Raw genomic sequence first — 25,222 nt, forward strand, 5'->3', positions numbered from 1 at the left:
GTCGGCTCAATAAAGTGGATTTTGACGAATTTGTTTCGCGTCGAAAAGCTTGACCTTCCCCTTGCAGGAAGGTTTATGCTCTGCACATTACTATTATTGAGGACAAATTATGTATCAGTTTGTTGTACCTATGTCGGGACTCAACTGCATGGGCTGTGCGAGAAAAGTTGAGAAAGCTTTACATGCCAATCACAGTGTTGAGATCATTAATTTGTCCCCGACGATGGTAGAGGTGAAAACCGAATCTTCACTCTCTTCTATTATTGAATCCATCGAATCGCTGGGCTACCACGCCGGTCACCAATATCAATTCCATTTAACGGGTTTGAGCTGTGGTGGCTGCGTGAAAAAGCTCTCTTCTTTATTAGAATCAAATCAAGACGTCATTACATTCCAAGCCTCTACAACACAACTTGACATCACAACCCTACTCTCTGAGCAGCAAGTGATCGATCTCGTTGCGACATTGGGCTATACCGCTAGCATCGAGGCTATCGAGACTATCGAGGCTAAAGAAGAAGTCACAGAGCAAATAACGCCCGCAATAAAAGAAGCGCATCTCGATCGTAACCAACCCGAATCTGCCAATGTTCAGCTACAGATGCTGATTCAAGGCATGACATGTGCCAGCTGTGTATTTTCGGTCGAGAAAGCACTCACTAATGTCGAAGGCATAGAGAAAGCACAGGTCAATCTTGCAGAGCAGAGCGCGTTAGTATTTGCAAACCAAGATAGTGAAATGCTTCATCAAGCCATCATCGAGTCGGTAAAACAAGCGGGCTATCAAGCAGAAATCCTTCAAGACGCAGCAACGCAACAAGAAAAACAAGCAGCACAGCAACTTGCTCAACAAAAGCGCTTTAAACTTGATGCTATCGCAGGCTTAGTCGTTGGTGCACCATTGATGCTCTGGGGGGTATTTGGTGGCAACATGGTTATCCGAGATGCCAGTGATCAAGTGGTTTGGGGTGCGATAGGTATTCTCTGTCTATTATTGCTGGCGACAGCAGGTAAGCACTTCTTTACTAACGCATGGTTAGCAGCCACTCACAAACGTGCCACCATGGACACTTTAGTTGCCCTAGGTACTGGTGCCGCGTGGTTCTATTCAATGCTTGTGGTGATTTTTCCTGATTGGTTCCCACTCGCCTCTCGCCATGTTTACTTTGAAGCAAGTGCGATGATCGTCGGTCTGATTTCTCTTGGTCACTATATAGAAGCAAAAGCAAAGGCAAATACAACACGCTCATTGCAAGCTCTGATTAACCTACAACCTCAGCAAGCCACCGTCATTACTGAAAATGGCGATCAGCAAATTGCGGTTGAGCAAATCACGTTGGGCATGAAGCTACGCATCAAACCGGGTGAGAAAGTGCCCGTTGATGGTATCGTGATTCAGGGGGAATCGTACATTGATGAATCTATGCTAACTGGTGAACCCGTACCCGTGTTAAAAGCGCAAGAGGCTCAAGTCTCTGCGGGCACACTAAATACCGATGGCGCTCTGATTATTGAAGCCACCGGCATCGGCGCCAATACCATGCTAGCGCGTATTATCCGTATGGTGCGCACCGCACAAAGCAGTAAGCCAGCAATTGCCAAATTAGCGGACCAGATTTCTGCTGTATTCGTCCCTGTGGTTGTCGGTATCGCAATCCTTGCCGCTTTGGTTTGGTTCGCAGTAGGTCCAGAACCTAAAGCCAGCTACATGCTTGTGGTAACGACGACTGTACTGATTATTGCCTGTCCTTGTGCTCTGGGCTTAGCAACACCATTGTCGGTCACCGTAGGCGTGGGCAAAGCCGCAGAACTGGGTATCTTGATCAAAGACGCAGACGCACTGCAATTGGCGAGCAAAGTCGACACCGTCGTATTCGACAAAACCGGTACGTTAACTCAGGGCAAACCCAGTGTGCAGCAAGTATTTACTCACGCCACCAGCCAAGAACACTTGTTAGCATTAGCATACGCAGCAGAGCGTCAATCTGAGCACCCATTAGCAAAAGCCGTGTGTGATTACGCTAAGGAAAATGCGGCTGAAGATATCGAGTTGGACGCTTTTGAAAACATTCGCGGTCGCGGCATTCTTGCAACTTACCAAGCACAACCACTGCTGATTGGTTCATTGCAGTTTATGCAAACAGAGCAGGTAGATACTTCCGCGATGGGGCAAGCCATTCAAGATTGCGCCAACAACGCATGGACACCGGTTGCCATTTCCCTCAACAACGAACTGATTGGTTTAATTGCCATCGCTGATCCAATTAAATCTGATGCCAAACAAGCAGTCACTGCACTAAAATTACAGGGTATCAACACAGTGATGCTCACTGGTGATAATGAACACGTAGCGACAGCCATCGGCAACGAATTAGGCATTGATGAAGTCATTGCTCAGGTGATGCCAGATGAGAAAGCGCAACATATAAAACAACTACAATCACAAGGACAAACCGTCGCCATGATTGGTGATGGTATTAATGACGCACCCGCTCTCGCCCTCGCCGATCTCGGCGTTGCAATGGGCAGCGGCAGTGATGTGGCGATCGAAAGTTCACAAATGACGATTCTTAATACATCACCAATGGCAATTGTTCATGCCATCGAACTGTCTCGTGCAACATTGAAGAACATGAAACAAAACCTGTTTGGTGCCTTTGTTTATAACTCGTTGGGTATTCCAATCGCCGCTGGCGTGCTCTACCCAGCATTCGGATTCCTACTCAGTCCTGTTGTTGCTGGCGCAGCAATGGCACTGTCTTCAATCACAGTCGTGAGTAATGCAAATCGACTACGACTGTTTACCATTAAGTAAGCGACACTTCTTATAGAGGATATTATGAAGTTGAAACTATTGACCTTTACAATGCTTGCTGTCACATCGGCGAACGTATTAGCCGCTGATGTCATCAACCACAAATCGCCATACTGTGGCTGCTGTGGAGAATGGACGAAACACATGGAAGAGAACGGCTTTACCGTCGAAGAAAAGCTGCACGATGACATGAACGCGGTTAAACGCGACTTGGGCATCAAGAATGAACAGCTTTACTCGTGCCACACCGCAGAAATTAATGGCTACGTATTTGAAGGTCATATTCCTGCTGACGACATTAAAGCCTTTTTAGAAAACCCACCTCGCAACGCAAAAGGTCTTGCGGTACCCGGCATGCCTATGGGATCACCGGGTATGGAGTATGGCGATAAAAAAGACAGTTACGCCGTCTACGCCTATAACGACAAAGGTCAGGTTTACGAATACCGCTTCCACAAAGGCAACGACCAGTAAAAACAAAGCCCAGCGAGACATACCGCTGGGCTTTTTCTTAATGGACAGTTAAGACAAAACTCTTTAATTAGAAGCCGTAAGACGCACCAAATACGAATGCGTTGTTCACTAGGCTATCACCCGCCGCATTTTCCGCACCGTGTGCTTGGCTACGGAACTCGAAGTAAGGCTGAACGCCCTTACGAGTCCATGTTGCACGTAGCTCGTGGTCCATCGTTTCTGCTTCAATCATGTAAACGTTGTTGTAGCTCAAAGTCACATCTTCGTTCATTACGTAACCAATGCGGTTATCCATACGGTAGTCTGTTTTCGCGTCTGCAGACGTTGCATCGATGTGCGCGCGAGTACGGTTGCTCAATGAGATGCCGTTATCAAAGTTGTAGCCGATCTTTACAAGTGGACGGTACTGGATGCTCTCACCCGCAGAGAATAGGTGTTGGTAGCCCGCAGCAACCCATAGATGATCAGTGATGTTGAAAGATTGCTCACCACCTACAGTGATGGCTGGCGTTGTGTTGCCTGCGCCGCCATTTTCAGTTTCTAGTTTGCCTAGCTGAATACCATCAAACTCAGTGTAAACCGTAAGACCGCCGAATTGGTTATCAAACGTATGACCCGCTTCTAGCGTAGATGTCATGTCTGAACCGTGAATTCGACCGTCATCGTGGAATTGGATGTTACCAGTTACATAAGATGAACCCGCGAAAGCGCTTGAAGCGAAAACAAGAGAAAGTGCACTTAGTGCTAAAACGTTTTTCATAATTACTGCCTTTATTTGTTCACGTTATGCGACGAGTTTTTTGGCTATCACTTGCCTCTCATCACATACTTTGGGATGTGCCTCCCTGGCGACGGCAATACTGCGCAATTTAATTCGCATTGAAAAATAAATCGTTTAAAACAGTGATCAAATTCAAATCGTGATTTTCGAAATTAAAAAAAGTTTATTAAATACAGTGGTTTGATATAAAAACTAAAAATTCGTCAAAAAAATAAAGTGTGAAGTAAGGCATATCTCCCCTTTTATTTGACAGTTAAATACACATCCAGATCACACTATGACAGACACCCTAAATTAGAAACTTAATTATCAATAAAAAATAATTAGACATTGATCACGCTTATTTTCCGAAGAAAAATAAACAAAGCCCCCAACATAAGTTGAGGGCTTTGAGTAAGGAACTATGATTTTAGTGAATACTGAGCGCTATTATTTCACGCTAGTGATACGGCTTACCTTCTCACCTGTCGCAGATACCGAGCGGATGAAGACTTCACCAGTTACATTTGGACGAGCGTTGTCTGCATAAGTCAACCAGTTCTCACCATCCAGAGAGTATTGAAGCGTTACGCCAGGGAACTGAACGTTCATTGCTAGCTTACCATCTTCTACTTTTGCACCTGGTACTGGTAGGCGGTAGTCGATACCTGATTTTTCTAGCTTAGCCAGTTCACGTTGACCAAGTACGTTCGCAAAGCGGTTGTAGTCTTGGTTTAGCGATGCTTTATCAACTAGATTAGAGTTTTGCGAGTACTCAACACCAACTTTGTAGTCGTTTTCCCAGTCAGCACGGTGCCATGCACGCTCAGCAGCAGCGAGGACGCGAGGGAATACCATGTACTCGTATTGCTCGTCGTTACGTACTGTCTCAGACCAAAGTTGTGCAGATAGACCGTAGAAAGGTTTCGCTTCGATTTCACCTTTACCAGTAAAGCCATTGCCATCGCGATCTACAGAAGTTTCTGCGTTTTGAGGCATGTTCTCTGGTGCAAAGCCAAACATCTTACGAGTATCCGTTGCACGTGTTGCCCAGTAGTAACCACGCTCTTTCGGGTCAACTTCGTATGGCATATCCATGTACACGTAATCTGGGTTAGAAACAATCACGTCGTAACCTTTCTTAGACCACTCGTACACTGACGAAGTACCGCCCCAGTAAAGAACGTCCCAGAAGTTTACGCGAGTATTTTCTGTAGCAAACGCTTTTTCGCCGTCACTGTATTTCAAACCATCTTGCCAAGCTTGGAAGTTTGGAATGCCTTTCTCAGCAACAATCTTCGACACTTCTTCCGCGAAGTGGCTTGGTAGGTGAGCAAAGTCACTGACTGTGCCATCTGTGATTAGCGTCTGACATTGTGGAGACTGTGCAAACGGCTTGTCTTGTTTAGACAGGTCAATCGTGCCTTTCCAGCTTACTTTATCTTCTGCGTTAACGTCTTGGAAACCAGCACCTAGCTTGATGTTCTTCGCTTCGTCACCACCGAAGTGCCAAGTTGTTAGTGGAGCGCCAGCTTCTTGGTGCATTGCTGCCACTTCTGAAATCACCTTATCAACAAAGCGAGTTGAAGATTCCATACATGGGTTGATGAAGCTTTGCTTATTGTAAAACTGAACCGTCGTTACGTTTGATGTATCTTGAGGATCCATCAGACGGTATTCGTTCGCTTCAGCTTCTTTACCTTCTTCCATTAGGCGGTCGTAACGAGCTTCCATTGATACTACTGCTGCACGAGCGTGAGCTGGCATATCGATTTCTGGAATCACTTCAATGTTACGTGCTTTCGCGTATTTCAAGATTTCCACGTAGTCTGCTTTGCTGAAGTAGCCAGAGCCAAAGTTGTCTGTCGTTGGACCAGAGCCAAGCTGAGGCAGTAAACAGCTTTTCTCTTGTGTATCGAAACAACGGTTAGCACCCACTTCTGTCAGCTCAGGCAGACCCGGGATTTCTAAACGCCAGCCTTCATCATCGGTTAGGTGAAGGTGAAGTTTGTTCATCTTGTACGCTGCCATTTGGTCTAGCGTTGCAAGGATTGCGTCCTTAGAGTGGAAGTTACGAGCCACATCCACCATCACACCACGGTAATCAAAACGAGGCGCATCTTTAATAGACAGTTGTGGTAGAGAATCAGCATTTTGGCTATCTACCAGGCCAAAGATAGATTGTACTGCGTAGAAAGCGCCTGCTTGGTCGAACGCTTTAATCACAATACCGTCGCCTTTGATGCTCATTTCGTAAGCACCAGATTTTGCTAATTCACCGGTGAAGTCTGCAGGAACAACAGTGATGCTTACAGGAAGATCACCACGAACGTCCACACCTACCACTTCTGCACGATCTTGAATCGCTGCGAACTGAGTCGCATCGAATGCGTCTTTAGGCAGCGCAATACCATCCGCGATATCTACTTTGCCTTTACCCGCTTCAACGTGCATTGGTGTTGGTAGTAACGTGGTTGATACGTCTTGTGTTGCTAGGTCTTCGTTTTTCTCAAAACGAGACACAGCGTTTGCAAATACATTGTTGTCGTCTGGTGTACGTTTTAGGTTATTACCTTCAAGACCCGTCACAAAAGACGCAACATCTTCAGTATTTAGAGAAGCAATCATCTTAGGTTCTGCGTTTGGAGCAGAAACGAATGCACCCGGCATGAAGTCAGTTTCAAATAGTTGCCAGTATTCACCAACCAATGGAAGAACAACCTCTTCACCGGCAGCGAAGCCGTCAAACTTATCTGTTGGTTCTAGCTTATGTAGGTCACCAGTTACACGAGAGATTTTGAACTGCTCGTTGTCAACATCCAGAATCAGACGAATGCTGTGGAAGTAAATAGCCCAATCTTTTGAGTCAACAGCTTCACCTTGGTTAACAAGCGTCATGTTTACTTTGTTACAAGAAGCCCATTCTGCGCCCATATCTTGGCACGCAAGACCTTCGTTAGCACCATGGTTAGTTAACACTTCATATTGGATATCAAGGTTATCAGCCAGTGAGTTTACAACTTGTTGCTCAGAGCTCTGTAGTGAAGAGCAGCCTGCCAATGTAGCGATAACAGAAGCAGCAATCAGACTATGTTTCAACATCTTACTTTCCCCAAAAAGTCAGTGGTTCAAAACGACATTTATTAAAAATGGTGAGCACCTAAATGCGAGGCGCTTAACAGTTGCATTCAACATACAAGCAGTTATTTCTAAGCGTAAAATTAATAAAACTAAGAAGTGATCTGGCTCAAATTAAGCCAAGCATTCAAAAATATAAACATAATAATTTCAACAAGTTAAACTTTACGTTAAAAGCGGCTAACTTTTTTTGACGAGTTTGTTGCGATCTCAATCACGAATATCGATGGGTTTCGACTGATTTTGTAGGATTCTGATCACTATTGGTTATTAAGTGAACCATTAACAACAAACTCAATTGAAACACTTTCGTGAATTACCTCTCATTTCCTAGCCGTTAAAACTCGTCAATTTTTTAAAAAATGACGATTTTGCCGAACCATGTTATAGATAAAGTGCCTATTGAATTCGAGGAGCAAAATATGTTTCGACTCTTGTCCGTGATGTCATCTCTGATCGTCTTTTTTACTTCTTATTCTGTTCAAGCCGAACCACAACACTGGCTGGCAAAGAAGGGCGAGACGGAATACATGATTATCGGGTCTGTACATGTCGGCGATAAAAGCATGTATCCATTACCAGAAGCTGTGACTCGGTTCCTGACAAACAGTAATGGTTTAATCATCGAAGCAGACATTCGAAATACAGAAGGGGTGACTTACCCGGAAACCTCGCTTCACGCTAGGGATGTTTTAGATAAAACACAGCGCAAACATCTTGCTGAAATAGCCAATGACCTAGGTCTACAAGAAGCACAGTTACTCAATGCACCGCCATGGTCTGCGGCTTTGACAATCCAATTAATGTTGGTGAACAAACTTGGTTACGCGTCTGATCAAGGTGTCGACATGCACCTAATTAACTTAGCTGACCAACAAAAAGTACCAGTACTTGCTTTGGAGAGTGTGCAATTCCAATTGGACTTAATCACAGGACAAAAAGATGGCGGTAAAGAGTTTCTGCTCTCTTCTATTGAAGAATATGACGGTGGCGACAAACTGGTACAATGCTTAATCGACAGTTGGAAGAGCGGCGATGGTAGCTCACTTGAAGCAGCATCGGCGAGTGAACAATCAAGTGATGAGTTCAATGAAGCCTTTCTCTATTCCCGTAACCGCGACTGGGCTCAGAAACTCGATACAGGTAGTGTACTACCGAAAAAATCCGGTAAATACACCGTGGTGGTAGGCAGCTTACATCTAGTAGGTAAAGACAATGTAATCGAACTATTAGAAAAACGCGGTTTCACTGTCAAACCACTAGCAAAAACTCACAAAGCAGACTGCGATATTGGATAAAGAAGATAGCTCCATTTGCTGGTATGCTTACATCTACTTATCGTGTTGTATTTGTAGGCAAATGACGCTTACGTCACGCTGACAAATGCGGTCACCTATTGGATACTATCGAGTCAATCCTTAAACAACTTCAAATTTGATAAGAGCCTTTATGACGTTCAAAGCCTCATTATTATGCCTTGCTAGCGCGCTACTATTGCCATCGCTTGCCCATGCAAAATCGTCTTGTACGATTGAAGACTTCCAACCTATTGATATTACGCCGGATACAAAAGGCGGTGTTTTGGATAAAGAAAGTGGACAGTTTCTCATTAACCAAAAGCCTATGATGCGTTGTGCAAACATCACTTTTTCAACCGCCCATACTCGTAACCGCGTCGCTCATATGATGAACCAGAACTTTGAAGCTACTTACTTTGATGGCAAAACTGGTCAGTCTCATTCCGCTACTTTTGATGAAGATGAGCTAAAAGCTGGGTACATTAAAATCGGTCCAAACCATCCAAAAACGGCTTACGTTTGTTTCACGACGTCCGAAACTCCGATTAAAGACATTAGTTGTGATGTGAACTAGCGAGAAGCGCAGTTTTATCATATCACTCAGAACAATAGAGAGATTCCCGACTGCGCTCCTTCGTCGCTTTCGGGAATGACGCCTTTGAATTCAGTGCTTTTTATTCGTCATCCTCAAGAGCGAGGGACGAGCGAGTTGGGGATCTCTTAGGTTTTCATTTACCAGTTGATGAAAGCTGATTTGCCTCAAAGCGTTCCTTCTCTCGCATCTCGAAGAGCAGAGTCTGTTCCCGAAGCGAAGCGTTCTCGATTCAAAAAGCCGTAAAACGCAAAAAAGCCGTAGCATTTCTGCTACGGCTTTCTCTAATACGGTCGGTGAAGAGCCATATTCTAACTTCAGGCGAACCCCATTTGGTTCACTACTATCAAAGCCAAATTTGCGACCGCTGAAACGACGAAAGCCTGCTCATTGAGCAGGCTTTCTGAAAGTGGTCGGTGAAGAGGGATTCGAACCCCCGACCCTCTGGTCCCAAACCAGATGCGCTACCAAGCTGCGCTATTCACCGAGATGTTTAACTGAGGACTTATCCCCGTCAACGGATGCGTATATTACGGATTCTTTAGTTAGACGCAAGCGCTTTTTACAAAAAAACGTAATGTCTTAATTCGTTTGACGATTTACTGAACACTAGCACGTGAAATGTGACTAAGAACCCACAATAAAACACAGTTTATTAACCTTGGCAACATAATTGATCCAGATCAGTGTGCAAAAAAACACCACCCATTAACGTTATCAATGTCGGAAATATCTTGGAGGAAACGTATGGACTTTTGGCTTGATCTCCTATTTGGTAATGCGGTGGGACTATCGTCAATGATAGTAATCTTTGGGGCAATTGGTCTGATGTTGTTTTACGGCGGTTTCTTCATTTACAAGATTATGAACGACAAATCTCCTCACTAGATCTCGCTTAGCTCTAGAAACGCTTTGCACCGGAGTTGGTTACTTGCCTGCTCCGGTTTTTTATTTGATCTCAATGCACTACTCATTGATATAATCTTACTATTCCTACCCTGTTCTTTATGAGATTGCCGTTATGTCTCAAGACGACGATTTTGATCTGTTTCAACAGATGATGGGCGACGTAAAGCCTATCGACCACGATACTGCAGAGCACAAAAAAGTGCACCAAGTGACGGACGCTCAGATGGCGAAACGCGAAGCCGCAATTTGGCTTACTGAAGACGACCCAGAGTACCTGTCGATTGACCATGCAGAAATGCTCAAACCCGATGACTTTATCGAGTTCAAACGGGATGGTGTACAAGATGGTGTATACCGCAAACTACGCCTTGGTAAATACCCAATTCAAGCTCGACTTGATCTGCACCGTAAGACACTGAAAGAAGCACGTGACGAAGTAGTCAAATTCCTCAAGCAATGTATTGAGATGGATATCCGTACCGTCGTGATCGTACATGGTCGTGGCGAGCGCTCTAATCCACCAGCATTAATGAAAAGTTTCGTCAGCAGTTGGTTACAACAGATCCGTGAAGTGCAATGCGTGCATAGTGCACAACGATTCCACGGTGGCAGCGGCGCCGTTTACGTTCTATTAAGAAAGAGTGCTGAAAAGAAAATGGAGACGCGTGAACGTCATCAAAAACGTTTAGGCTAACTCGAATCTCGGTGCTAGAATGCCCGACCTTATCTTGTCTTGCTGCAATTAACTGCGGCAAGACAACCTTTATTAACCGCCGTTGTGAAACGTTAGGAGACCAACATGTCACAAGACAACGCAAAACGCTTAAACAAATACATCAGCGAAACGGGCTTCTGCTCACGTCGTGAAGCCGACCGTCTTATCGAGCAAGGTCGTGTCACCATTAATGGTCAACAACCAGAAATGGGAACAAAAGTACTTCCAGGCGATGACGTTTGTGTCGATGGAAACCCTGTTGCAGCAAAAGAAAAACCGATTTATATCGCGTTGAACAAACCAACGGGCATCACCTGTACAACTGAACGCGACATCCCGGGCAACATCGTTGATTTCATCGGTCATAAAAAGCGTATCTTCCCTATCGGTCGTCTGGATAAGCCTTCAGATGGTTTGATCTTTCTGACTAACGATGGTGATATCGTAAATAAGATTCTGCGTGCAGGTAACAACCACGAAAAAGAATACGTGGTGCGTGTTGATAAGCCTATTACTGGCGAATTCCTAAAACAGATGTCGAGCGGTGTGAAAATCCTCGATACAGTCACGCTACCTTGTCAGGTAACAAAAGAAACCAAATTCTCTTTCCGCATCGTGTTAACGCAAGGTTTGAACCGTCAAATCCGTCGTATGTGTGAAGCGCTCGGCTACGAAGTATTTAAACTGCGTCGCGTACGTATCATGAACATCTCACTTGATGGCATTCCAAATGGTAAATGGCGTTACCTGAGTGACGATGAAGTGGCAGAGATCCTAGCAATGTGTGAAGGTTCAGTGGGCACAGAGGAAGCGTCAAAGACAGATTCTAAAGGTCGTAACATTCGTAAAGCGACCGATGCCAAACTATTTGATAGCCGCGAAGAAAACCAAGGTTCAACGGCACGCCGTAACCAAAAAACACATACCTTCCGTGGTAACAACGCGGATGAATTCCGACATGCGCCAAATTCTAAAAAAGGTCAGCAAAAACGTCGCCAACGTGATGATGAGAATGCACGCCCTGCAAAAGAGCACTACAAAGCGAAACCACAAGGTGAACGCAGTAAGCCTCAAGGTGATCACAATAAACCTCAATCACCGAGCAAGCCTAAGCAGCATTACATGAATCCAAATGCAGCGAAGCCAAGCAAACCAACGAAACGCACAGGCGGCACGTTGAGCCTGAAGAAGTAACCATTCGCTCCATCACAAGATCAAAAAAGGACGCTCATCAGCGTCCTTTTTATTGGTCATGTATACCCAAGTAACCTCGAGATGCTAGGTTCAGCGAGAATGACTTGGTTTGTAGACGCGGCGACGATTTAAAGATCTAGTCACTCTAAATCAAGAATCGGCAACAAAGTATACAAGCCAAGACAACTCGCCCTTCGGGAGCGTGTCATTGCCTCGATTTCTGCGTCAAACAACTTGGAAAGAGCTGGCTATTACGCGGTGTTGTTTTCCTTGAACTCGAATCAATGACAACGCTCTGAATCCTGCATCTTGAAGTCACTTGGGTATATTTACAGACAAAGAGGAGCAAATTGACCACGTGTTAGACTCAACAAATCTTTGGGTGCCAATTCAATTTCTAAACCACGCTTACCTGCGCTCACACAGATCGTCTCTTGCTGTGTTGCACTTTCATGCAGAAAAGTAGGCAGCGCTTTCTTCTGCCCCAATGGGCTGATTCCACCCACAACATAACCTGTGGTCTTTTGAGCAATTTCAGGATCTGCCATGTCCGCTTTCTTACCTTTCGCAGCTTTCGCCGCCAATTTTAGGTTCAATTTTTGATCGACAGGAATGATCGCAACGGCAAGGTTCTTAGGCTCGCCGTTTAAGCAAAACAGCAAAGTCTTAAATACTTTCTTTGGATCTTGTCCCAATACTTCTGCTGCTTCTAATCCGTAGCTGTCTGCTCTGGGATCATGCTCATATTGGTGAATGGTGTGTGAAACTTTTTTCTTTTTCGCAAGATTAATGGCCGGAGTCATCAAGATTCTCCTTATAAAACAAAAAACGCTGCCCCTAGTGAGGAGCAGCGCTTTAAGTTAATGGTATCAGCGACTTTGAGTCAATCGCTTTTTACTTGTAAACCATCTCACCTGAAGGCGCGTATTCGTTTACGTCAATTGGGCTGTGTGACTCTAGGTACTCTTTCAGTACCTCAGCATCCGTAAAGCCTGTATTTACGTAACCTGGGTGAGTGTTAACTTTCGGGTAGCCGTCACCGCCTGAAGCGTTGTAACTTGGTACAGTAAAGCGGTACTCACCATCAAGTCGAAGCTGTTTGCCACCGATAAATACATTTGCTACTTTGCCATTCTCAACAGTCATTGAAATACCAGCGAACTGAGCGTAAGCGCCAGAATCAACAGGTTTCGTTGCAACAACATTTAGGTAGTCTAGTACTTCTTTACCAGACATATCTACGTAAGAAACCATGTTGCCAAATGGTTGAACGGTCAGCACATCTTTGTACGTGATGTCACCCGCTTCAATTGAATCACGAACACCACCTGAGTTCATTACAGCGAAGTCTGCTTTCGCACGCTCCATGTGTGCTGTTGCAATCAGACGACCAAGGTTCGTTTGTTGGAAACGTACCACATTACGATCACCTTCCAGTTTGCCATTGGATTCTGCAATCTTAACGTTTAGCTTGCCTTGACCTTTTTCTTGGTAAGGACGTAGGAAATCAAGCATAGCTTCATCTTGCGCGATCTCATCTTGGATAAGCACGCGTTGAGATTTACCATCAACTTTGATCTTCTTCTTCAGGTTCACAGGGATCAGATCGTAGCTCACCATAGACAATTCGCCGTTGCGGAATTCGTAATCAGCTCGACCAACGTACTTACCCCACTCGTACGCTTGTACGATGTAAGTGCCGTTTTGCTCATCTGGTTTACACTCTTCACCTGGCTTGAAGTTCTTCTTAATAACGTTTGGACCTTCCATACATACAGGCTCTTGTGAGTGACCACCCACAATCATGTCCAAATCACCTTCATTTAGGTAGCGAGCCAATGCAACATCACCCGGAGCGTTCACACCACGGTTGCCGTTTTCGTAGTGACCCATATGTGTCACTGCAAAGATAAGGTCTGGCTTCTCAGTTTCTTTTAGCTCAGCGATCAGCTTCTTCGCTTCTTCTTTCGGATCACGGAAGTCAACTTGACCAATGTACTCTGGGTTACCTAGTTTTGCTGTGTCTTCTGTCGTTAGACCGATCACGGCAATCTTGATGCCTTGCTTATTGAACATTGCGTAAGGTTGGAACAAGCGCTCACCGGTTTCCTTATCGTAAATGTTCGCAGACAGCATTGGGAAGTTAGCCCACTCTTGCTGCTTGAATAGCACGTCAAGTGGGTTATCGAACTCATGGTTACCCAACGCCATCGCGTCGTAACCAATTTTGCTCATGCCTTTGAAATCTGGTTCCGCATCTTGCAGATCTGATTCAGGAACACCTGTATTGATATCGCCGCCTGACAGTAGAAGAACGCTGCCACCCTCTGCTTGAATTTCTGTACGTAGCTCGTCGATCAATGTCTTGCGAGCTGCCATACCATACTCACCGTATTTGTTTTGCCAGAAGCGACCGTGGTGGTCGTTCGTGTGCAGTACAGTCAGTTTGTATGTTGTATCTTCATTCCATTCATGTGCTGGTTGCGTTGCACATCCGGCAAGAGTTGCCAGAATCGCCGCGCTCAAAGCGGTTTTTACAATCAGGCGTTGCTTCATTGTTTTACCTTTTTATCGTCTGGGGTCCACTGCAGACGCTCTTAACCCTTTAAAGGAGCTCCGTCCATATAATTAAGAGCGCTAAAACTTGACGTAGTTTATAGGAAGAATTGCACGCTAACATATTGATTTCATAATTATGATGCATGGATCACTAATGACTATTTTAACAACTGCAACTCTGACGCTACGTTTCAACAGATTATAGACCCATTCACAGGCAATCGTTTTGCTGTGACATTGGCAGGCATTTCAATGCAATTGGTAAGCGAGAAGCGAGAAGCGAGAAGCGAGAAGCGAGAAGCGAGAAGCGAGAAGCGAGAAGCGAGAAGCGAGAAGCGAGAAAAGAATAATTTGGCAGAATGAATATACCAATACAAAAATGGTCAGCACATTGGCTGACCGTTTCCCACAAACATTCAGTAAACTGATTATTTGATATCGATGCTGTCGAAGCTCTTAATTAGGTCATCTAGTGACTTCATTTGCGCTAGGAATGGCTCAAGTTTATCTAGAGGCAGTGCAGACGGACCATCACAGCGAGCTTGATCTGGGTTCGGGTGCGCTTCAATAAACAAACCTGCGATGCCTGTTGCTAGACCCGCTTTCGCAAGTTCAACGGTTTGCTCACGACGACCACCAGATGCCGCGCCCGACGGATCGCGCATTTGTAGCGAGTGCGTTACGTCAAAAATGATTGGGCTGCCTTTTGATGCGTTCTTCATGACACCAAAACCAAGCATATCAACCACTAGGTTGTCGTAACCATGGCAAGAGCCGCGCTCACATAAAATGATGTTTTCGTTACCACACTCAGCAAACTTCTCAACGATGTTACCTACTTGACCAGGGCTCATGAACTGAGGTTTTTTAACGTTGATCACCGCGCCTGTTTTCGCCATTGCTTCTACAAGGTCAGTTTGACGAGCTAGGAATGCAGGAAGTTGGATAACATCAACCACATCAGCGACAGGTTGAGCTTGTTCCTCAGTGTGAACATCAGTGATGATCTTCACGCCAAACGTGTCTTTCAGCTCTTGGAAGATTTTCATGCCTTCTTCCAGACCAGGACCACGGTATGAATGAACAGAACTGCGGTTTGCTTTATCGAACGATGCCTTGAACACGTATGGGATGCCAAGTTTGTCGGTTACTTTTACGTAGTGCTCACAGATCTGCATAGCAAGATCACGAGACTCAAGAACGTTCATACCTGCAAATAGGGTGAATGGCTTGTCGTTAGCAACCTGAATGTCGCCAATATTAACGATTTTCTGTTCCATTTTGATTCTCTTTTGTCTGTCTTCAACACGCCGCTTTCAGCATGCCGATAAAATTTAGTGAAGCGTAACGTGCTTTTCGCTCATCGCGTTAACTTGTGATTTTAGTAGCTCTGATGCCGGATCGTCTGGGCATTGGTCAATAAAGTACTGAAAATCTGAAACCGCTACCTGATGGCACTCCAATTGTTGGAAGATAAAGCCTCGGTCACGAATCTCGTATGGGTCGTCCGGTACGAAAGTCAGCGCAAGGTTGGTGCACCGTAGTGCTAACGTATAACGCTCTTCACGCAACATCGCACTTTTAATTAATGCCAACCAACGACCTATTACTGTTGGGTTATCCGCTTCTTCAAAGTGCTCAGGCTTCAAGGTTGCAAGTGGACCTTCTTGACCAATCAGCCAAGCTTGAAGGATTTTTTCACCGACGTATTCACCGTTAAATGGATTAATGTAGTCCGGCGTTTTGTGCATCCAATCTACTTTGATCAAAAATTGCGTCGGAAAGGTCACGCCTTTCATCGGAAAACCAAGTCGGTTCCCCAAGTAAAGTAGGACCGCCCCCAAACTAACGGGAATGCCTTTTTTACGCTCCAACACTTTATCAATGAAGCTATTGTCAGAGATAAAGTACTCTTGATCGTCGCCTTTAAAGCCCCATTCATAAAAGAACAAACGGAGAAACGAATCAAAACGTTGTTCTTCGTCCGTCTCGTGAACCAGAATAGCTTCCGCTTCTTTATAAAGGCGTTCTAATTCTTGCTTTGCCCAATGCACATTAGTGTCTGGATTGATGGAGTGGTTCAGTTCTAACGCACCTTCCACCAACGCCATGTTGTCAAAATCTTCGTCAAAAAACTCAAGCATGAAGATTACCCAAATAAGTTTGGATTTTTAGATACGGCAATATTAGCGGCCATCACTAGCCAGCCTAGAGCACCAAAGAAGGCGAAAATTCTCAGCAGCTTGTTCTTTGCCATCTTTAAAGCAAAGAAACCAAGAGCAATGTACGCAAGCACACAAGTGATCTTGTTGGTTAACCAAGGCGCTGCATCCGTAAATGGAATAAAGCCTGTCACCATGATCAAACCAATACCGGAAAGGAGTAACGCGGTATCAACAATATGTGGGAAAACTTTTAGGAATCGGTTGTTGCGCTTTGGAGAATCCATCATCAACAATACGAATCGGATCGATAGTAGCGTCGCACTCAATGCGATCGTTACTAAGTGAATGTGTTTTAGAGCTACGTACATTTCATTTCTCTTTTATAAGTTACTGCTGACTTGCTCGTTATTATGAAGGCTTGTAACAACCAAGTGTCACTCGGTCGTTGCCGCCGTAGTCTTTTTCCGTGACTACTTGTTCAAAACCAAAATGAGTCATGATCTCACGAACAGCTTCGCCTTGGTCATAACCATGTTCAAACGCGAGCCACCCATCTTCTTCCAAATATTGACGAGCAAGATCAGAGATATGGCGAATATCCGCCAAGCCATTCTCATCCGCAACGAGTGCCGATTTTGGCTCAAAACGCACATCACCTTGCGCGAGATGTGGATCTTTTTCGTCGATATACGGTGGGTTGGAGACAATTAAAGCAAACTTTGTTCCGCTGGCAATAGGTTCGAACCAACTACCTTGATCAAACGTCACATTTTTGATGTTTAACTGCGATGCGTTGTACTCTGCGAGCTCTTTCGCTTCATGTTTAAGGTCAACCCCCACCACTTGACGCTTGGGTAACTCAGACGCCAATGCCAATGCAATCGCCCCAGTGCCAGTGCCTAAATCAAGGATTGGTCCTGTCTGCTCGTAAGTTTTATCCAATGCAACTTCAACCAAACGTTCCGTGTCCGGTCTTGGAATTAATGTGGATGGAGAGACTTTAAGAGGTAAAGACCAAAACTCGCGTTCACCGATAATGTAAGCCACAGGCTCACCCGTGATACGACGAGCCAATAACGCATCAAACTGAGCTTGTTGCTCGGGGTCCAATGCTTTTTCAGGCCAAGTCAGAAGATAGGTTCTTGGTTTGCCAAGGACATGGCAAAGAAGTACGGCTGCATCGAGAGAAGGCGACTCTTTGCCGCCTTCAGTCAATATTGCCGTCGCACTTTTCAGCGCTTGCTCAATAGATTGAACTTGGCTCATCGATTAGTTGTTCTCTGCGAGCGCCGCAAGTTGGTCTGCTTGGTGCTCTTGAACCACAGGATCAATCAAACTTTGCAGGTCACCTTCCATCACTTCGTTCAAACGGTAGATGGTTAGGTTGATGCGGTGGTCAGAAACACGACCTTGTGGGTAGTTGTAAGTACGGATACGGTCACTACGGTCACCAGAACCTAATAAGTTACGACGTGTATCAGAAACTTCTGCTGCACGACGTTCTTCTTCTGCTTGAACGATGCGAGCAGCAAGCACTGCCATCGCTTTTGCTTTGTTCTTATGCTGTGAACGCTCGTCTTGACACTCTACTACTGTACCAGTTGGTAAGTGGGTAATACGGATTGCAGAATCCGTGGTGTTAACGTGCTGACCACCCGCGCCAGATGCACGGAATGTATCGATTTTTAGGTCTGCTGCTTTGATTTCTGGCAGATCCGCTTCTGGGATTTCCGCCATAACCGCTACGGTACACGCAGAAGTATGAACACGACCTTGAGATTCTGTCGCTGGTACACGTTGGACACGGTGACCGCCTGACTCAAACTTCAGCACGCCGTATGCGCCGTCACCGCTCACTTTCGCGATCATCTCTTTGTAACCACCGTGTTCAGCTTCGTTTGAAGACATCACCTCGATACGCCAACCACGCTTTTCTGCGTATTTGCTGTACATACGGAACAGGTCACCAGCGAAGATACCTGCTTCGTCACCACCCGCACCTGCACGGATTTCTAGGAAACAGTTACGGTCATCGTTTGGATCTTTTGGAAGAAGAAGAATTTGTAGCTCATCAGTTAGACGCTCAATCGTTTCTTTTGCTTCTTTGATTTCTTCCTGCGCCATTTCACGCATTTCTTCGTCGTCTTCATTCGCCATATCTTCAGCAGCGACAAGATCGTCTTGCGCTTGTTGATACGCTTGGAAGCACTTAGTAACTTCTTCTAGCTGAGAGTACTCTTTTGATAGAGCGCGGAATTTATCCTGATTTCCAATTACATCAGGATCACCAAGAAGATGTTGAACTTCTTCGTAACGTTCTACTAGCGTTTCTAGCTTAGTCAGAATAGAGGCTTTCATAGTGTCGTTTTCTTAATAAAAAGCGTGAGTTACAGATCATCCAAACCAAGGGTCTGGCGGATAACCGTTAATTTTGCTGGTTCGCCCTGCTCTGCCGCACTTTGCAGCGCGCGAGTTGGAGCGTGAATCAGTTTGTTGGTGAGTTTATTACTAAGTTCGCGCAGCACTTTCTCTGGGTCTGCACCGGTTGCCAATGATTGTAGGCTTTTACTTAGTAAGTCTTCACGAATTTCGTTGGCCGATTTGCGATAATCACGAATGCTATCCACAGCTTGAAGTGAACGCAGCCACGTCATAAATGCCGCGCTTTCTTCGCTAACGATCGCTTCTGCTTGAATGGCTTCTACTTTACGTTGTTCGATGTTGCTATCAATGATCGACTGTAAGTCATCCACCGAGTACAAGTAAGCGTCACTCAATTCCCCAACCTGAGCTTCCACATCGCGAGGTACTGCGATATCGACCAATAACATCGGTTGATGACGACGTTTCTTCAACGCGGTCTCAACCATGCCTTTACCAATGATAGGTAGAGGACTCGCCGTTGAGCTGATGACGATGTCTGCTCTTGGTAAATGGTCAGGAATTTCATTCAAGCTGATCACTTCTGCTCCAAATTGTTCTGCTAGACCAAGAGCTCGCTCTCGAGTTCGGTTTGCAACAATCATCTTAGTACAGCCGTTCGACGCTAAGTGTTTTGCCACCAATTCGATGGTTTCACCTGCACCAACCAACAGTACCGTTGAGTCAGACAGTGATTCAAAGATGTGTTTCGCCAATGTACAGGCAGCATAAGCCACCGACACGGCGTTACCACCAATATCAGTTTCTGTTCGAACACGTTTTGCGACTGAGAAAGTCTTTTGGAACAACTTATCAATCGACGCATCCACCGCCTGATGATCTCGGGAATCAGAAAACGCTTGTTTTACCTGACCCAAAATCTGAGGCTCACCTAGTACCAGTGAATCAAGGCCGCAAGAAACACGCATCAAGTGCTTAATCGCCGCTTGCTCTTCATGGACATAAAGGCTCGGCATCAAGTCTTCTTGACTAACTTGATGGAACTGGGCTAACCAGTCGATAAGCTTATTTCGCGCTCCTTGCTTCACGTCGCAGTACACTTCGGTACGGTTACAGGTAGAAACAATCACACTGCCATTGACGGCTTCATGGTCTCTGAGTTGCTCAAGTGCTGGTCCCAATTTATCGGGTCCGAACGCCACTTTCTCTCGCAAGTCAACAGACGCTGTATTGTGATTGATTCCAATAGCAAGCAAGGACATCTAACGTGGTATCTCTGAGATCGGTTATAAAATAGGTTCAGAATTTTACTGTAAGCACGCATTTATTGAAAGGGTAAGCCGGATTTGTTTTCCTTCACTCGGCTTTTCAATGCTATAGTTGTGAGCGATTACCGATGAAACTGATTAATAAGCCATCAAACATGACCTTACGCTCCTTTCTCATCTTGCTCATGTCGAGCATTGTTCTCGCAGGTTGTAGTTCTGTTCCTGAAAGTGTCACCAGCGTAGAGTGGCAGGCACACGAGCAGCGACTTGAAACCATTAAAAATTTTCAAGCCACAGGTAAACTTGGCTACATTGGTCCCGATCAAAGACAAAGCCTGAATTTCTTCTGGAAGCACTCTTCGTCATTAAGCCAGTTACGCTTAACGACCTTACTTGGTCAAACCGCATTAAAGCTCACTATTACGCCACAAGGCGCAACCGTCGAAACCTATGATGACCAAGTACTCTCCGCTCGTGATGCTAACCAACTGATTTACCGATTAACCGGCTTAATGATGCCAGTTGACCATTTACCTGATTGGCTACTTGGCTTACCAACAGATGCCGACTCTTTCCAACTATCACCGACCAATACTCTCCAAGCACTGGACAAACAGATCGGTTTGAACGACTGGAATATTGCTTACCAGCGTTACGGTGATATTGAGTGGCATAACCAGACGTTACCTCTCCCAAACAAGCTAAAACTCAGTACGTCTGACGTAAAAATTAATTTAGTGATCACAAAATGGAACATCACCCAATGATCGATCTTTCAACCCGTTGGCCATCACCAGCGAAATTGAATCTCTTTCTTTATATCAATGGTCGGACCGAAAACGGTTACCACGAGTTACAAACTCTATTCCAGTTCGTCGATCACGGCGATGAACTAACCATTCAAGCGAACGATTCAGGTGAGATCACGATTTCGCCAGAGATCGAAGGTGTTCCTCTGCAAGACAATTTGATCTGGAAAGCGGCGACCGCGCTTCAACGTTATGCGAAATGCTCTTATGGGGCACATATCGATCTTCATAAGATCTTACCTATGGGCGGTGGCATTGGCGGCGGCTCATCCAACGCAGCAACTACTTTGGTTGCGCTCAATTACCTATGGCAAACCCATCTTAGTGATGATGAATTAGCCGAAATTGGTCTTGCACTTGGTGCAGATGTGCCTGTATTTGTGCGTGGTTTTGCCGCATTTGCTGAAGGCGTTGGTGAGAAACTTTCTCCTGCTCATCCAGATGAGAAATGGTATTTAGTTGTTCGTCCAAATGTTTCTATTGCAACCGCCGACATATTCGGACATCCGGATTTGACTCGAAACACGCCAAAACGCGATTTAGAAACGCTTTTGAACACGCCAAGCGTAAACGATTGCGAAAAAATTGTACGAATGCTCTACCCAGAGGTTGATAAGCAACTTTCATGGCTGCTACAATACGCGCCGTCAAGATTGACGGGGACAGGATCTTGCGTTTTTGCTGAATTTTCGAGCAAATCCGAAGCAGAAACTATCCTTGCACAACTCTCTGATAAAGTCTCGGCATTTGTCGCTCAAGGGCGAAATATTTCGCCACTAAAAGAGACTTTGGCTGAATACCAATCAGCCTCACACCGACCTATTTAAACTGGACGCAAACCCGAGGTTTCCACCGTGCCTGATATGAAGCTATTTGCTGGTAACGCAACACCTGAACTAGCCCAACGTATTGCTGATCGTCTTTACATCTCTCTTGGTGATGCATCTGTTTCTCGCTTTTCTGATGGCGAAGTTGCAGTTCAAATCAATGAGAACGTTCGTGGTAGTGATGTTTTCATCATTCAATCCACTTGTGCACCGACTAACGACAACCTAATGGAATTGGTTGTTATGATTGATGCAATGCGCCGTGCTTCAGCAGGTCGTATCACTGCAGTAATTCCTTACTTCGGCTACGCTCGCCAAGACCGTCGTGTACGTTCTGCGCGTGTGCCAATCACTGCAAAAGTTGTTGCTGATTTCCTATCTAACGTTGGCGTAGACCGCGTTCTAACTATCGACCTACATGCTGAGCAAATTCAAGGCTTCTTCGATGTACCAGTTGATAACATCTTCGGTACACCAGTACTTCTAGAAGACATGCAATCTCGTGGTCTAGAAAACCCAGTAGTGGTTTCTCCTGATCTAGGTGGCGTTGTTCGTGCTCGTGCAACTGCAAAAGCGCTAGGCGACATCGACATCGCTATCGTTGATAAGCGTCGTCCACGTGCAAACGTTTCTGAAGTAATGAACCTAATCGGTGACGTTGAAGGTCGTGACTGTGTGATCGTTGATGACATGATCGATACAGGTGGCACTCTATGTAAAGCAGCTGAAGCGCTAAAAGAGCGCGGTGCTAAGCGTGTATTCGCTTACGCAACTCACGCTGTATTCTCTGGTAACGCTGCGGACAACATTAAGAACTCTGTTCTTGACCAAGTTATCGTGACTGACTCTATCTCTCTATCTAAAGAGATGGCTGCAACTGGCAAAGTAACCACACTAAGCCTATCTCGCATGCTAGCTGAAGCGATTCGTCGTATCAGCAACGAAGAGTCAATCTCTGCAATGTTCAACTAATACGAACATTTCAGTTAAACTGATTTCAAAAGCACCCCTCTTTGGGGTGTTTTTTTATTTGTATCGATAGGCAGAAAATCCCTTGGTCGCCCACTGCGAGAATTCTGTGCTATCATACTGCGCTTTTTGAGATTCCAGAGAGATCCTAACCTTGACTCAACCAATCAAACTTCTTGTTGGTCTTGCTAATCCGGGACCAGAATACGCCAAAACTCGCCACAATGCGGGCGCTTGGGTTGTAGAAGAATTAGCACGCGTTCACAACGTTACCCTGAAGAATGAACCAAAATTCTTTGGCCTAACAGGACGCATTATGGTCAATGGCCAGGATCTCCGTTTGCTAATCCCAACCACTTTCATGAACCTCTCTGGCAAAGCAATCGCAGCACTTGCGAAGTTTTACCAAATTAAGCCAGAAGAGATCATGGTTGCTCATGACGAGCTAGACTTACCGCCAGGTGTCGCTAAGTTTAAGAAAGGTGGTGGTCACGGTGGTCACAATGGTCTGCGTGACACCATTAGCAAACTGGGCAATAACAAAGATTTTTATCGTCTTCGTATCGGCATTGGCCATCCGGGACACAAAGATAAAGTGGCGGGTTTTGTACTAGGCAAAGCTCCAGCGAAAGAGCAAGAGCTACTAGACGCCGCAGCTGACGAATCAGTGCGCTGTCTAGATATCCTAATTAAGGATGGTCTATCAAAAGCACAAAATCGCCTCCACACGTTCAAAGCTGAATAAGGTTACTATCATGGGTTTTAAATGTGGCATCGTTGGTCTACCTAACGTTGGTAAATCAACTCTGTTTAACGCACTAACTAAAGCGGGTATTGAAGCAGCAAACTTCCCGTTCTGTACCATTGAACCAAACACTGGTGTGGTTCCTGTGCCAGATCTACGTCTAGATGCTCTAGCAAAGATCGTTAACCCACAGAAAGTTCTACCTACCACAATGGAATTCGTAGACATCGCTGGTCTAGTTGCGGGCGCATCTCGTGGTGAAGGTCTAGGTAACAAATTCCTAGCGAACATCCGTGAAACTGACGCAATCGGCCACGTTGTACGTTGTTTCGAAAACGACAACATCGTTCACGTTGCAGGTAAAGTATCTCCAATCGAAGATATTGAAGTTATCAACCTTGAACTAGCAATGGCTGACCTTGATTCTTGTGAACGCGCTATCCAGCGTAACGCTAAGAAAGCAAAAGGCGGTGACAAAGACGCGAAATTCGAACTGACGGTTCTAGAAAAACTGCTTCCTGTACTAACAGAAGGTGGCATGGCGCGTACTGTTGATCTTGCAAAAGAAGAGCTAGCAGCAATTGGCTACCTAAACTTCCTAACGCTAAAACCAACAATGTACATCGCTAACGTGAACGAAGATGGTTTTGAAGACAACGCATACCTAGATGCAGTACGTGAGTTTGCAGCGAAAGAAAACAACGTTGTTGTTCCTGTATGTGCAGCTATCGAATCAGAAATGGCTGAACTAGAAGATGACGAGCGTGAAGAGTTCCTAGCAGACCTAGGTATCGAAGAACCAGGTCTAAACCGCGTTATCCGCGCAGGTTACGAACTACTGAACCTACAAACTTACTTCACAGCTGGCGTGAAAGAAGTTCGTGCATGGACTATCCCTGTTGGCGCTACGGCACCAAAAGCGGCAGCGAAGATCCACACAGACTTCGAAAAAGGCTTTATCCGTGCTGAAGTTGTTGGTTACGACGATTTCATCCAATTCAACGGTGAAAGCGGCGCGAAAGACGCAGGTAAATGGCGTCTAGAAGGTAAAGAATACATCGTTAAAGATGGTGATGTTGTACACTTCCGCTTCAACGTATAATTAAGTGAATGAATTCTAAACACTTCATTTACATAAAAAGCCGGCCATAGCGCTGGCTTTTTTTATACCTTTCTAAAACAACAAGAAATTAAGTCCCTTAATGCAAGCCATTTTATTTCCAGTTTTAGATCATAAACGCGCCTCTTTGTTTAAAAAGGAAGCGAACGATGGATTTTGCAGGATTTATTGAAAAAAACTGTTGACGGATCTCACTCAACTTCGCATAATGCGCGCCGTTCCCGACGACAAGGCAACTTAGCGACGAGAACGAGAAAACATGGTTTTGGCTACGTAGCTCAGCTGGTTAGAGCACATCACTCATAATGATGGGGTCACAGGTTCGAATCCCGTCGTAGCCACCATTCCTAAAGGTTCTTTTTTAAGAGCAATTAGGAATAGATGCGGAAGTGGCGGAATTGGTAGACGCACCAGATTTAGGTTCTGGCGCCGCAAGGTGTGAGAGTTCAAGTCTCTCCTTCCGCACCATGTTTTAAGTAGTTT

Annotated in this window: 22 protein-coding genes and 3 tRNA genes; 14 read left to right on the forward strand and 11 right to left on the reverse strand. The window is 45.3% G+C overall.

The features are described 5' to 3' along the window. The first annotated feature begins 109 nt into the window (after positions 1 to 109). Together ABMY42_RS10870 and ABMY42_RS10875 are read left to right on the forward strand one after the other, a co-directional pair. A complete protein-coding gene (locus tag ABMY42_RS10870; RefSeq protein WP_349266288.1) occupies positions 110 to 2,815 on the forward strand; it encodes a heavy metal translocating P-type ATPase in 2,706 nt (901 codons plus the stop codon). A gap of 24 nt (positions 2,816 to 2,839) precedes the next feature. After that, the gene (locus ABMY42_RS10875) at positions 2,840 to 3,289 is read left to right on the forward strand and encodes a DUF411 domain-containing protein (RefSeq protein WP_005449230.1); all 450 of its coding nucleotides are present in this window, start codon (positions 2,840 to 2,842) and stop codon (positions 3,287 to 3,289) included. Between the two features lie 67 nt (positions 3,290 to 3,356). Here the strand turns inward: ABMY42_RS10875 and ABMY42_RS10880 are convergent, their stop codons facing one another. Both ABMY42_RS10880 and ABMY42_RS10885 read right to left on the reverse strand, forming a co-directional pair. Next, complete coding sequence (locus ABMY42_RS10880; protein WP_005449231.1) at positions 3,357 to 4,049, reverse strand: oligogalacturonate-specific porin KdgM family protein; 693 nt, start codon at positions 4,047 to 4,049, stop codon at positions 3,357 to 3,359. Positions 4,050 to 4,499: 450 nt separating this feature from the next. After that, positions 4,500 to 7,151 carry a beta-N-acetylhexosaminidase gene (locus tag ABMY42_RS10885; protein WP_005449232.1) on the reverse strand — a complete coding sequence of 884 codons (2,652 nt, stop codon included), beginning with the start codon at positions 7,149 to 7,151 and terminating at the stop codon, positions 4,500 to 4,502. A gap of 458 nt (positions 7,152 to 7,609) precedes the next feature. Here ABMY42_RS10885 and ABMY42_RS10890 point away from each other — a divergent pair, with 458 nt between their 5' ends. Together ABMY42_RS10890 and ABMY42_RS10895 are read left to right on the forward strand one after the other, a co-directional pair. Beyond that, positions 7,610 to 8,485 carry a TraB/GumN family protein gene (locus ABMY42_RS10890; RefSeq protein ID WP_009700726.1) on the forward strand — a complete coding sequence of 292 codons (876 nt, stop codon included), beginning with the start codon at positions 7,610 to 7,612 and terminating at the stop codon, positions 8,483 to 8,485. Positions 8,486 to 8,636: 151 nt separating this feature from the next. Next, positions 8,637 to 9,059, forward strand: a complete 423-nt coding sequence (locus ABMY42_RS10895) for a hypothetical protein (protein ID WP_005449234.1) — start codon at positions 8,637 to 8,639, stop codon at positions 9,057 to 9,059. A gap of 428 nt (positions 9,060 to 9,487) precedes the next feature. Here the strand turns inward: ABMY42_RS10895 and ABMY42_RS10900 are convergent. Next, a tRNA-Pro gene (locus tag ABMY42_RS10900) sits at positions 9,488 to 9,564 on the reverse strand. Positions 9,565 to 9,824: 260 nt separating this feature from the next. Between ABMY42_RS10900 and ABMY42_RS10905 the strand changes: the two genes are divergently transcribed. The 3 genes from ABMY42_RS10905 (at position 9,825) to rluF (ending at position 11,895) form a co-directional block, all read left to right on the forward strand. After that, on the forward strand, positions 9,825 to 9,965 hold the full coding sequence (locus tag ABMY42_RS10905) for a DUF3149 domain-containing protein (protein WP_005382236.1): 141 nt from the start codon (positions 9,825 to 9,827) through the stop codon (positions 9,963 to 9,965). Positions 9,966 to 10,098: 133 nt separating this feature from the next. After that, positions 10,099 to 10,680, forward strand: coding sequence for a DNA endonuclease SmrA (gene smrA, locus ABMY42_RS10910; protein ID WP_005449235.1), 582 nt, complete (start codon positions 10,099 to 10,101; stop codon positions 10,678 to 10,680). Positions 10,681 to 10,785: 105 nt separating this feature from the next. Then, the gene (gene rluF / locus ABMY42_RS10915; protein WP_349266289.1) at positions 10,786 to 11,895 is read left to right on the forward strand and encodes a 23S rRNA pseudouridine(2604) synthase RluF; all 1,110 of its coding nucleotides are present in this window, start codon (positions 10,786 to 10,788) and stop codon (positions 11,893 to 11,895) included. Between the two features lie 329 nt (positions 11,896 to 12,224). Here the strand turns inward: rluF and ybaK are convergent, their stop codons facing one another. The 8 genes from ybaK to hemA all read right to left on the reverse strand — a co-directional run bounded on the left by ybaK (position 12,225) and on the right by hemA (position 20,263). Next, complete coding sequence (ybaK, locus tag ABMY42_RS10920) at positions 12,225 to 12,698, reverse strand: Cys-tRNA(Pro) deacylase (protein ID WP_005449237.1); 474 nt, start codon at positions 12,696 to 12,698, stop codon at positions 12,225 to 12,227. Between the two features lie 91 nt (positions 12,699 to 12,789). Continuing rightward, complete coding sequence (gene ushA, locus ABMY42_RS10925; protein WP_009696822.1) at positions 12,790 to 14,451, reverse strand: bifunctional UDP-sugar hydrolase/5'-nucleotidase UshA; 1,662 nt, start codon at positions 14,449 to 14,451, stop codon at positions 12,790 to 12,792. A 431-nt stretch (positions 14,452 to 14,882) separates the two neighbouring features. Next, positions 14,883 to 15,734 (reverse strand): 3-deoxy-8-phosphooctulonate synthase, encoded by an 852-nt coding sequence (kdsA, locus tag ABMY42_RS10930; RefSeq protein ID WP_005449239.1) that lies wholly within the window; start codon positions 15,732 to 15,734, stop codon positions 14,883 to 14,885. A 54-nt stretch (positions 15,735 to 15,788) separates the two neighbouring features. Next, entirely contained in the window at positions 15,789 to 16,598 is an 810-nt protein-coding gene (locus tag ABMY42_RS10935; RefSeq protein WP_005449240.1) for a SirB1 family protein, read from the reverse strand. 5 nt (positions 16,599 to 16,603) lie between these two features. Further along, a complete protein-coding gene (locus tag ABMY42_RS10940) occupies positions 16,604 to 16,987 on the reverse strand; it encodes a SirB2 family protein (RefSeq protein WP_005449241.1) in 384 nt (127 codons plus the stop codon). A gap of 40 nt (positions 16,988 to 17,027) precedes the next feature. After that, positions 17,028 to 17,885 (reverse strand): peptide chain release factor N(5)-glutamine methyltransferase, encoded by an 858-nt coding sequence (gene prmC, locus ABMY42_RS10945; protein WP_038898457.1) that lies wholly within the window; start codon positions 17,883 to 17,885, stop codon positions 17,028 to 17,030. Positions 17,886 to 17,888: 3 nt separating this feature from the next. Further along, positions 17,889 to 18,977 (reverse strand): peptide chain release factor 1, encoded by a 1,089-nt coding sequence (gene prfA / locus ABMY42_RS10950; protein ID WP_005449249.1) that lies wholly within the window; start codon positions 18,975 to 18,977, stop codon positions 17,889 to 17,891. Between the two features lie 29 nt (positions 18,978 to 19,006). Further along, positions 19,007 to 20,263, reverse strand: coding sequence for a glutamyl-tRNA reductase (gene hemA, locus ABMY42_RS10955; RefSeq protein WP_005449251.1), 1,257 nt, complete (start codon positions 20,261 to 20,263; stop codon positions 19,007 to 19,009). Between the two features lie 134 nt (positions 20,264 to 20,397). On the opposite strand from hemA, the gene lolB reads away from it, so the two are divergent. The 7 genes from lolB to ABMY42_RS10990 all read left to right on the forward strand — a co-directional run bounded on the left by lolB (position 20,398) and on the right by ABMY42_RS10990 (position 25,207). Next, positions 20,398 to 21,036: a lipoprotein insertase outer membrane protein LolB gene (gene lolB, locus ABMY42_RS10960; protein ID WP_005449252.1), complete on the forward strand. Its 639-nt coding sequence runs from the start codon at positions 20,398 to 20,400 to the stop codon at positions 21,034 to 21,036. Next, positions 21,033 to 21,905, forward strand: a complete 873-nt coding sequence (gene ispE, locus ABMY42_RS10965; RefSeq protein ID WP_009696818.1) for a 4-(cytidine 5'-diphospho)-2-C-methyl-D-erythritol kinase — start codon at positions 21,033 to 21,035, stop codon at positions 21,903 to 21,905. Before lolB ends, ispE begins: the two co-directional genes overlap by 4 nt. Before the next feature lie 27 nt (positions 21,906 to 21,932). Further along, positions 21,933 to 22,877 (forward strand): ribose-phosphate pyrophosphokinase, encoded by a 945-nt coding sequence (locus tag ABMY42_RS10970; protein ID WP_005449254.1) that lies wholly within the window; start codon positions 21,933 to 21,935, stop codon positions 22,875 to 22,877. A gap of 151 nt (positions 22,878 to 23,028) precedes the next feature. Beyond that, on the forward strand, positions 23,029 to 23,619 hold the full coding sequence (gene pth, locus ABMY42_RS10975; protein ID WP_005438598.1) for an aminoacyl-tRNA hydrolase: 591 nt from the start codon (positions 23,029 to 23,031) through the stop codon (positions 23,617 to 23,619). 10 nt (positions 23,620 to 23,629) lie between these two features. Further along, positions 23,630 to 24,721, forward strand: coding sequence for a redox-regulated ATPase YchF (gene ychF / locus ABMY42_RS10980; protein ID WP_005449255.1), 1,092 nt, complete (start codon positions 23,630 to 23,632; stop codon positions 24,719 to 24,721). Positions 24,722 to 25,006: 285 nt separating this feature from the next. Next, positions 25,007 to 25,083: transfer RNA gene (locus tag ABMY42_RS10985), tRNA-Met, on the forward strand. Positions 25,084 to 25,122: 39 nt separating this feature from the next. Further along, positions 25,123 to 25,207, forward strand: a tRNA-Leu gene (locus ABMY42_RS10990). Positions 25,208 to 25,222: the final 15 nt, after the last annotated feature.

It is taken from the genome of Vibrio sp. SSH13-20 (genome assembly GCF_040104475.1).
Lineage (GTDB): Bacteria > Pseudomonadota > Gammaproteobacteria > Enterobacterales > Vibrionaceae > Vibrio > Vibrio harveyi.

Coding starts and splice junctions, on each gene's coding strand:
- ABMY42_RS10905 (WP_005382236.1), top strand. CDS start 9,825: ATGGACTTTTGGCTTGATCTCCTATTTGGTAATGCGGTGGGACTATCG.
- ABMY42_RS10890 (WP_009700726.1), top strand. CDS start 7,610: ATGTTTCGACTCTTGTCCGTGATGTCATCTCTGATCGTCTTTTTTACT.
- ispE (WP_009696818.1), top strand. CDS start 21,033: ATGATCGATCTTTCAACCCGTTGGCCATCACCAGCGAAATTGAATCTC.
- prmC (WP_038898457.1), bottom strand. CDS start 17,885: ATGAGCCAAGTTCAATCTATTGAGCAAGCGCTGAAAAGTGCGACGGCA.
- ychF (WP_005449255.1), top strand. CDS start 23,630: ATGGGTTTTAAATGTGGCATCGTTGGTCTACCTAACGTTGGTAAATCA.
- hemA (WP_005449251.1), bottom strand. CDS start 20,263: ATGTCCTTGCTTGCTATTGGAATCAATCACAATACAGCGTCTGTTGAC.
- smrA (WP_005449235.1), top strand. CDS start 10,099: ATGTCTCAAGACGACGATTTTGATCTGTTTCAACAGATGATGGGCGAC.
- ABMY42_RS10875 (WP_005449230.1), top strand. CDS start 2,840: ATGAAGTTGAAACTATTGACCTTTACAATGCTTGCTGTCACATCGGCG.
- ABMY42_RS10940 (WP_005449241.1), bottom strand. CDS start 16,987: ATGTACGTAGCTCTAAAACACATTCACTTAGTAACGATCGCATTGAGT.
- rluF (WP_349266289.1), top strand. CDS start 10,786: ATGTCACAAGACAACGCAAAACGCTTAAACAAATACATCAGCGAAACG.
- ABMY42_RS10880 (WP_005449231.1), bottom strand. CDS start 4,049: ATGAAAAACGTTTTAGCACTAAGTGCACTTTCTCTTGTTTTCGCTTCA.
- ABMY42_RS10895 (WP_005449234.1), top strand. CDS start 8,637: ATGACGTTCAAAGCCTCATTATTATGCCTTGCTAGCGCGCTACTATTG.
- ABMY42_RS10885 (WP_005449232.1), bottom strand. CDS start 7,151: ATGTTGAAACATAGTCTGATTGCTGCTTCTGTTATCGCTACATTGGCA.
- ybaK (WP_005449237.1), bottom strand. CDS start 12,698: ATGACTCCGGCCATTAATCTTGCGAAAAAGAAAAAAGTTTCACACACC.
- prfA (WP_005449249.1), bottom strand. CDS start 18,977: ATGAAAGCCTCTATTCTGACTAAGCTAGAAACGCTAGTAGAACGTTAC.
- ABMY42_RS10935 (WP_005449240.1), bottom strand. CDS start 16,598: ATGCTTGAGTTTTTTGACGAAGATTTTGACAACATGGCGTTGGTGGAA.
- kdsA (WP_005449239.1), bottom strand. CDS start 15,734: ATGGAACAGAAAATCGTTAATATTGGCGACATTCAGGTTGCTAACGAC.
- ABMY42_RS10870 (WP_349266288.1), top strand. CDS start 110: ATGTATCAGTTTGTTGTACCTATGTCGGGACTCAACTGCATGGGCTGT.
- lolB (WP_005449252.1), top strand. CDS start 20,398: ATGAAACTGATTAATAAGCCATCAAACATGACCTTACGCTCCTTTCTC.
- ushA (WP_009696822.1), bottom strand. CDS start 14,451: ATGAAGCAACGCCTGATTGTAAAAACCGCTTTGAGCGCGGCGATTCTG.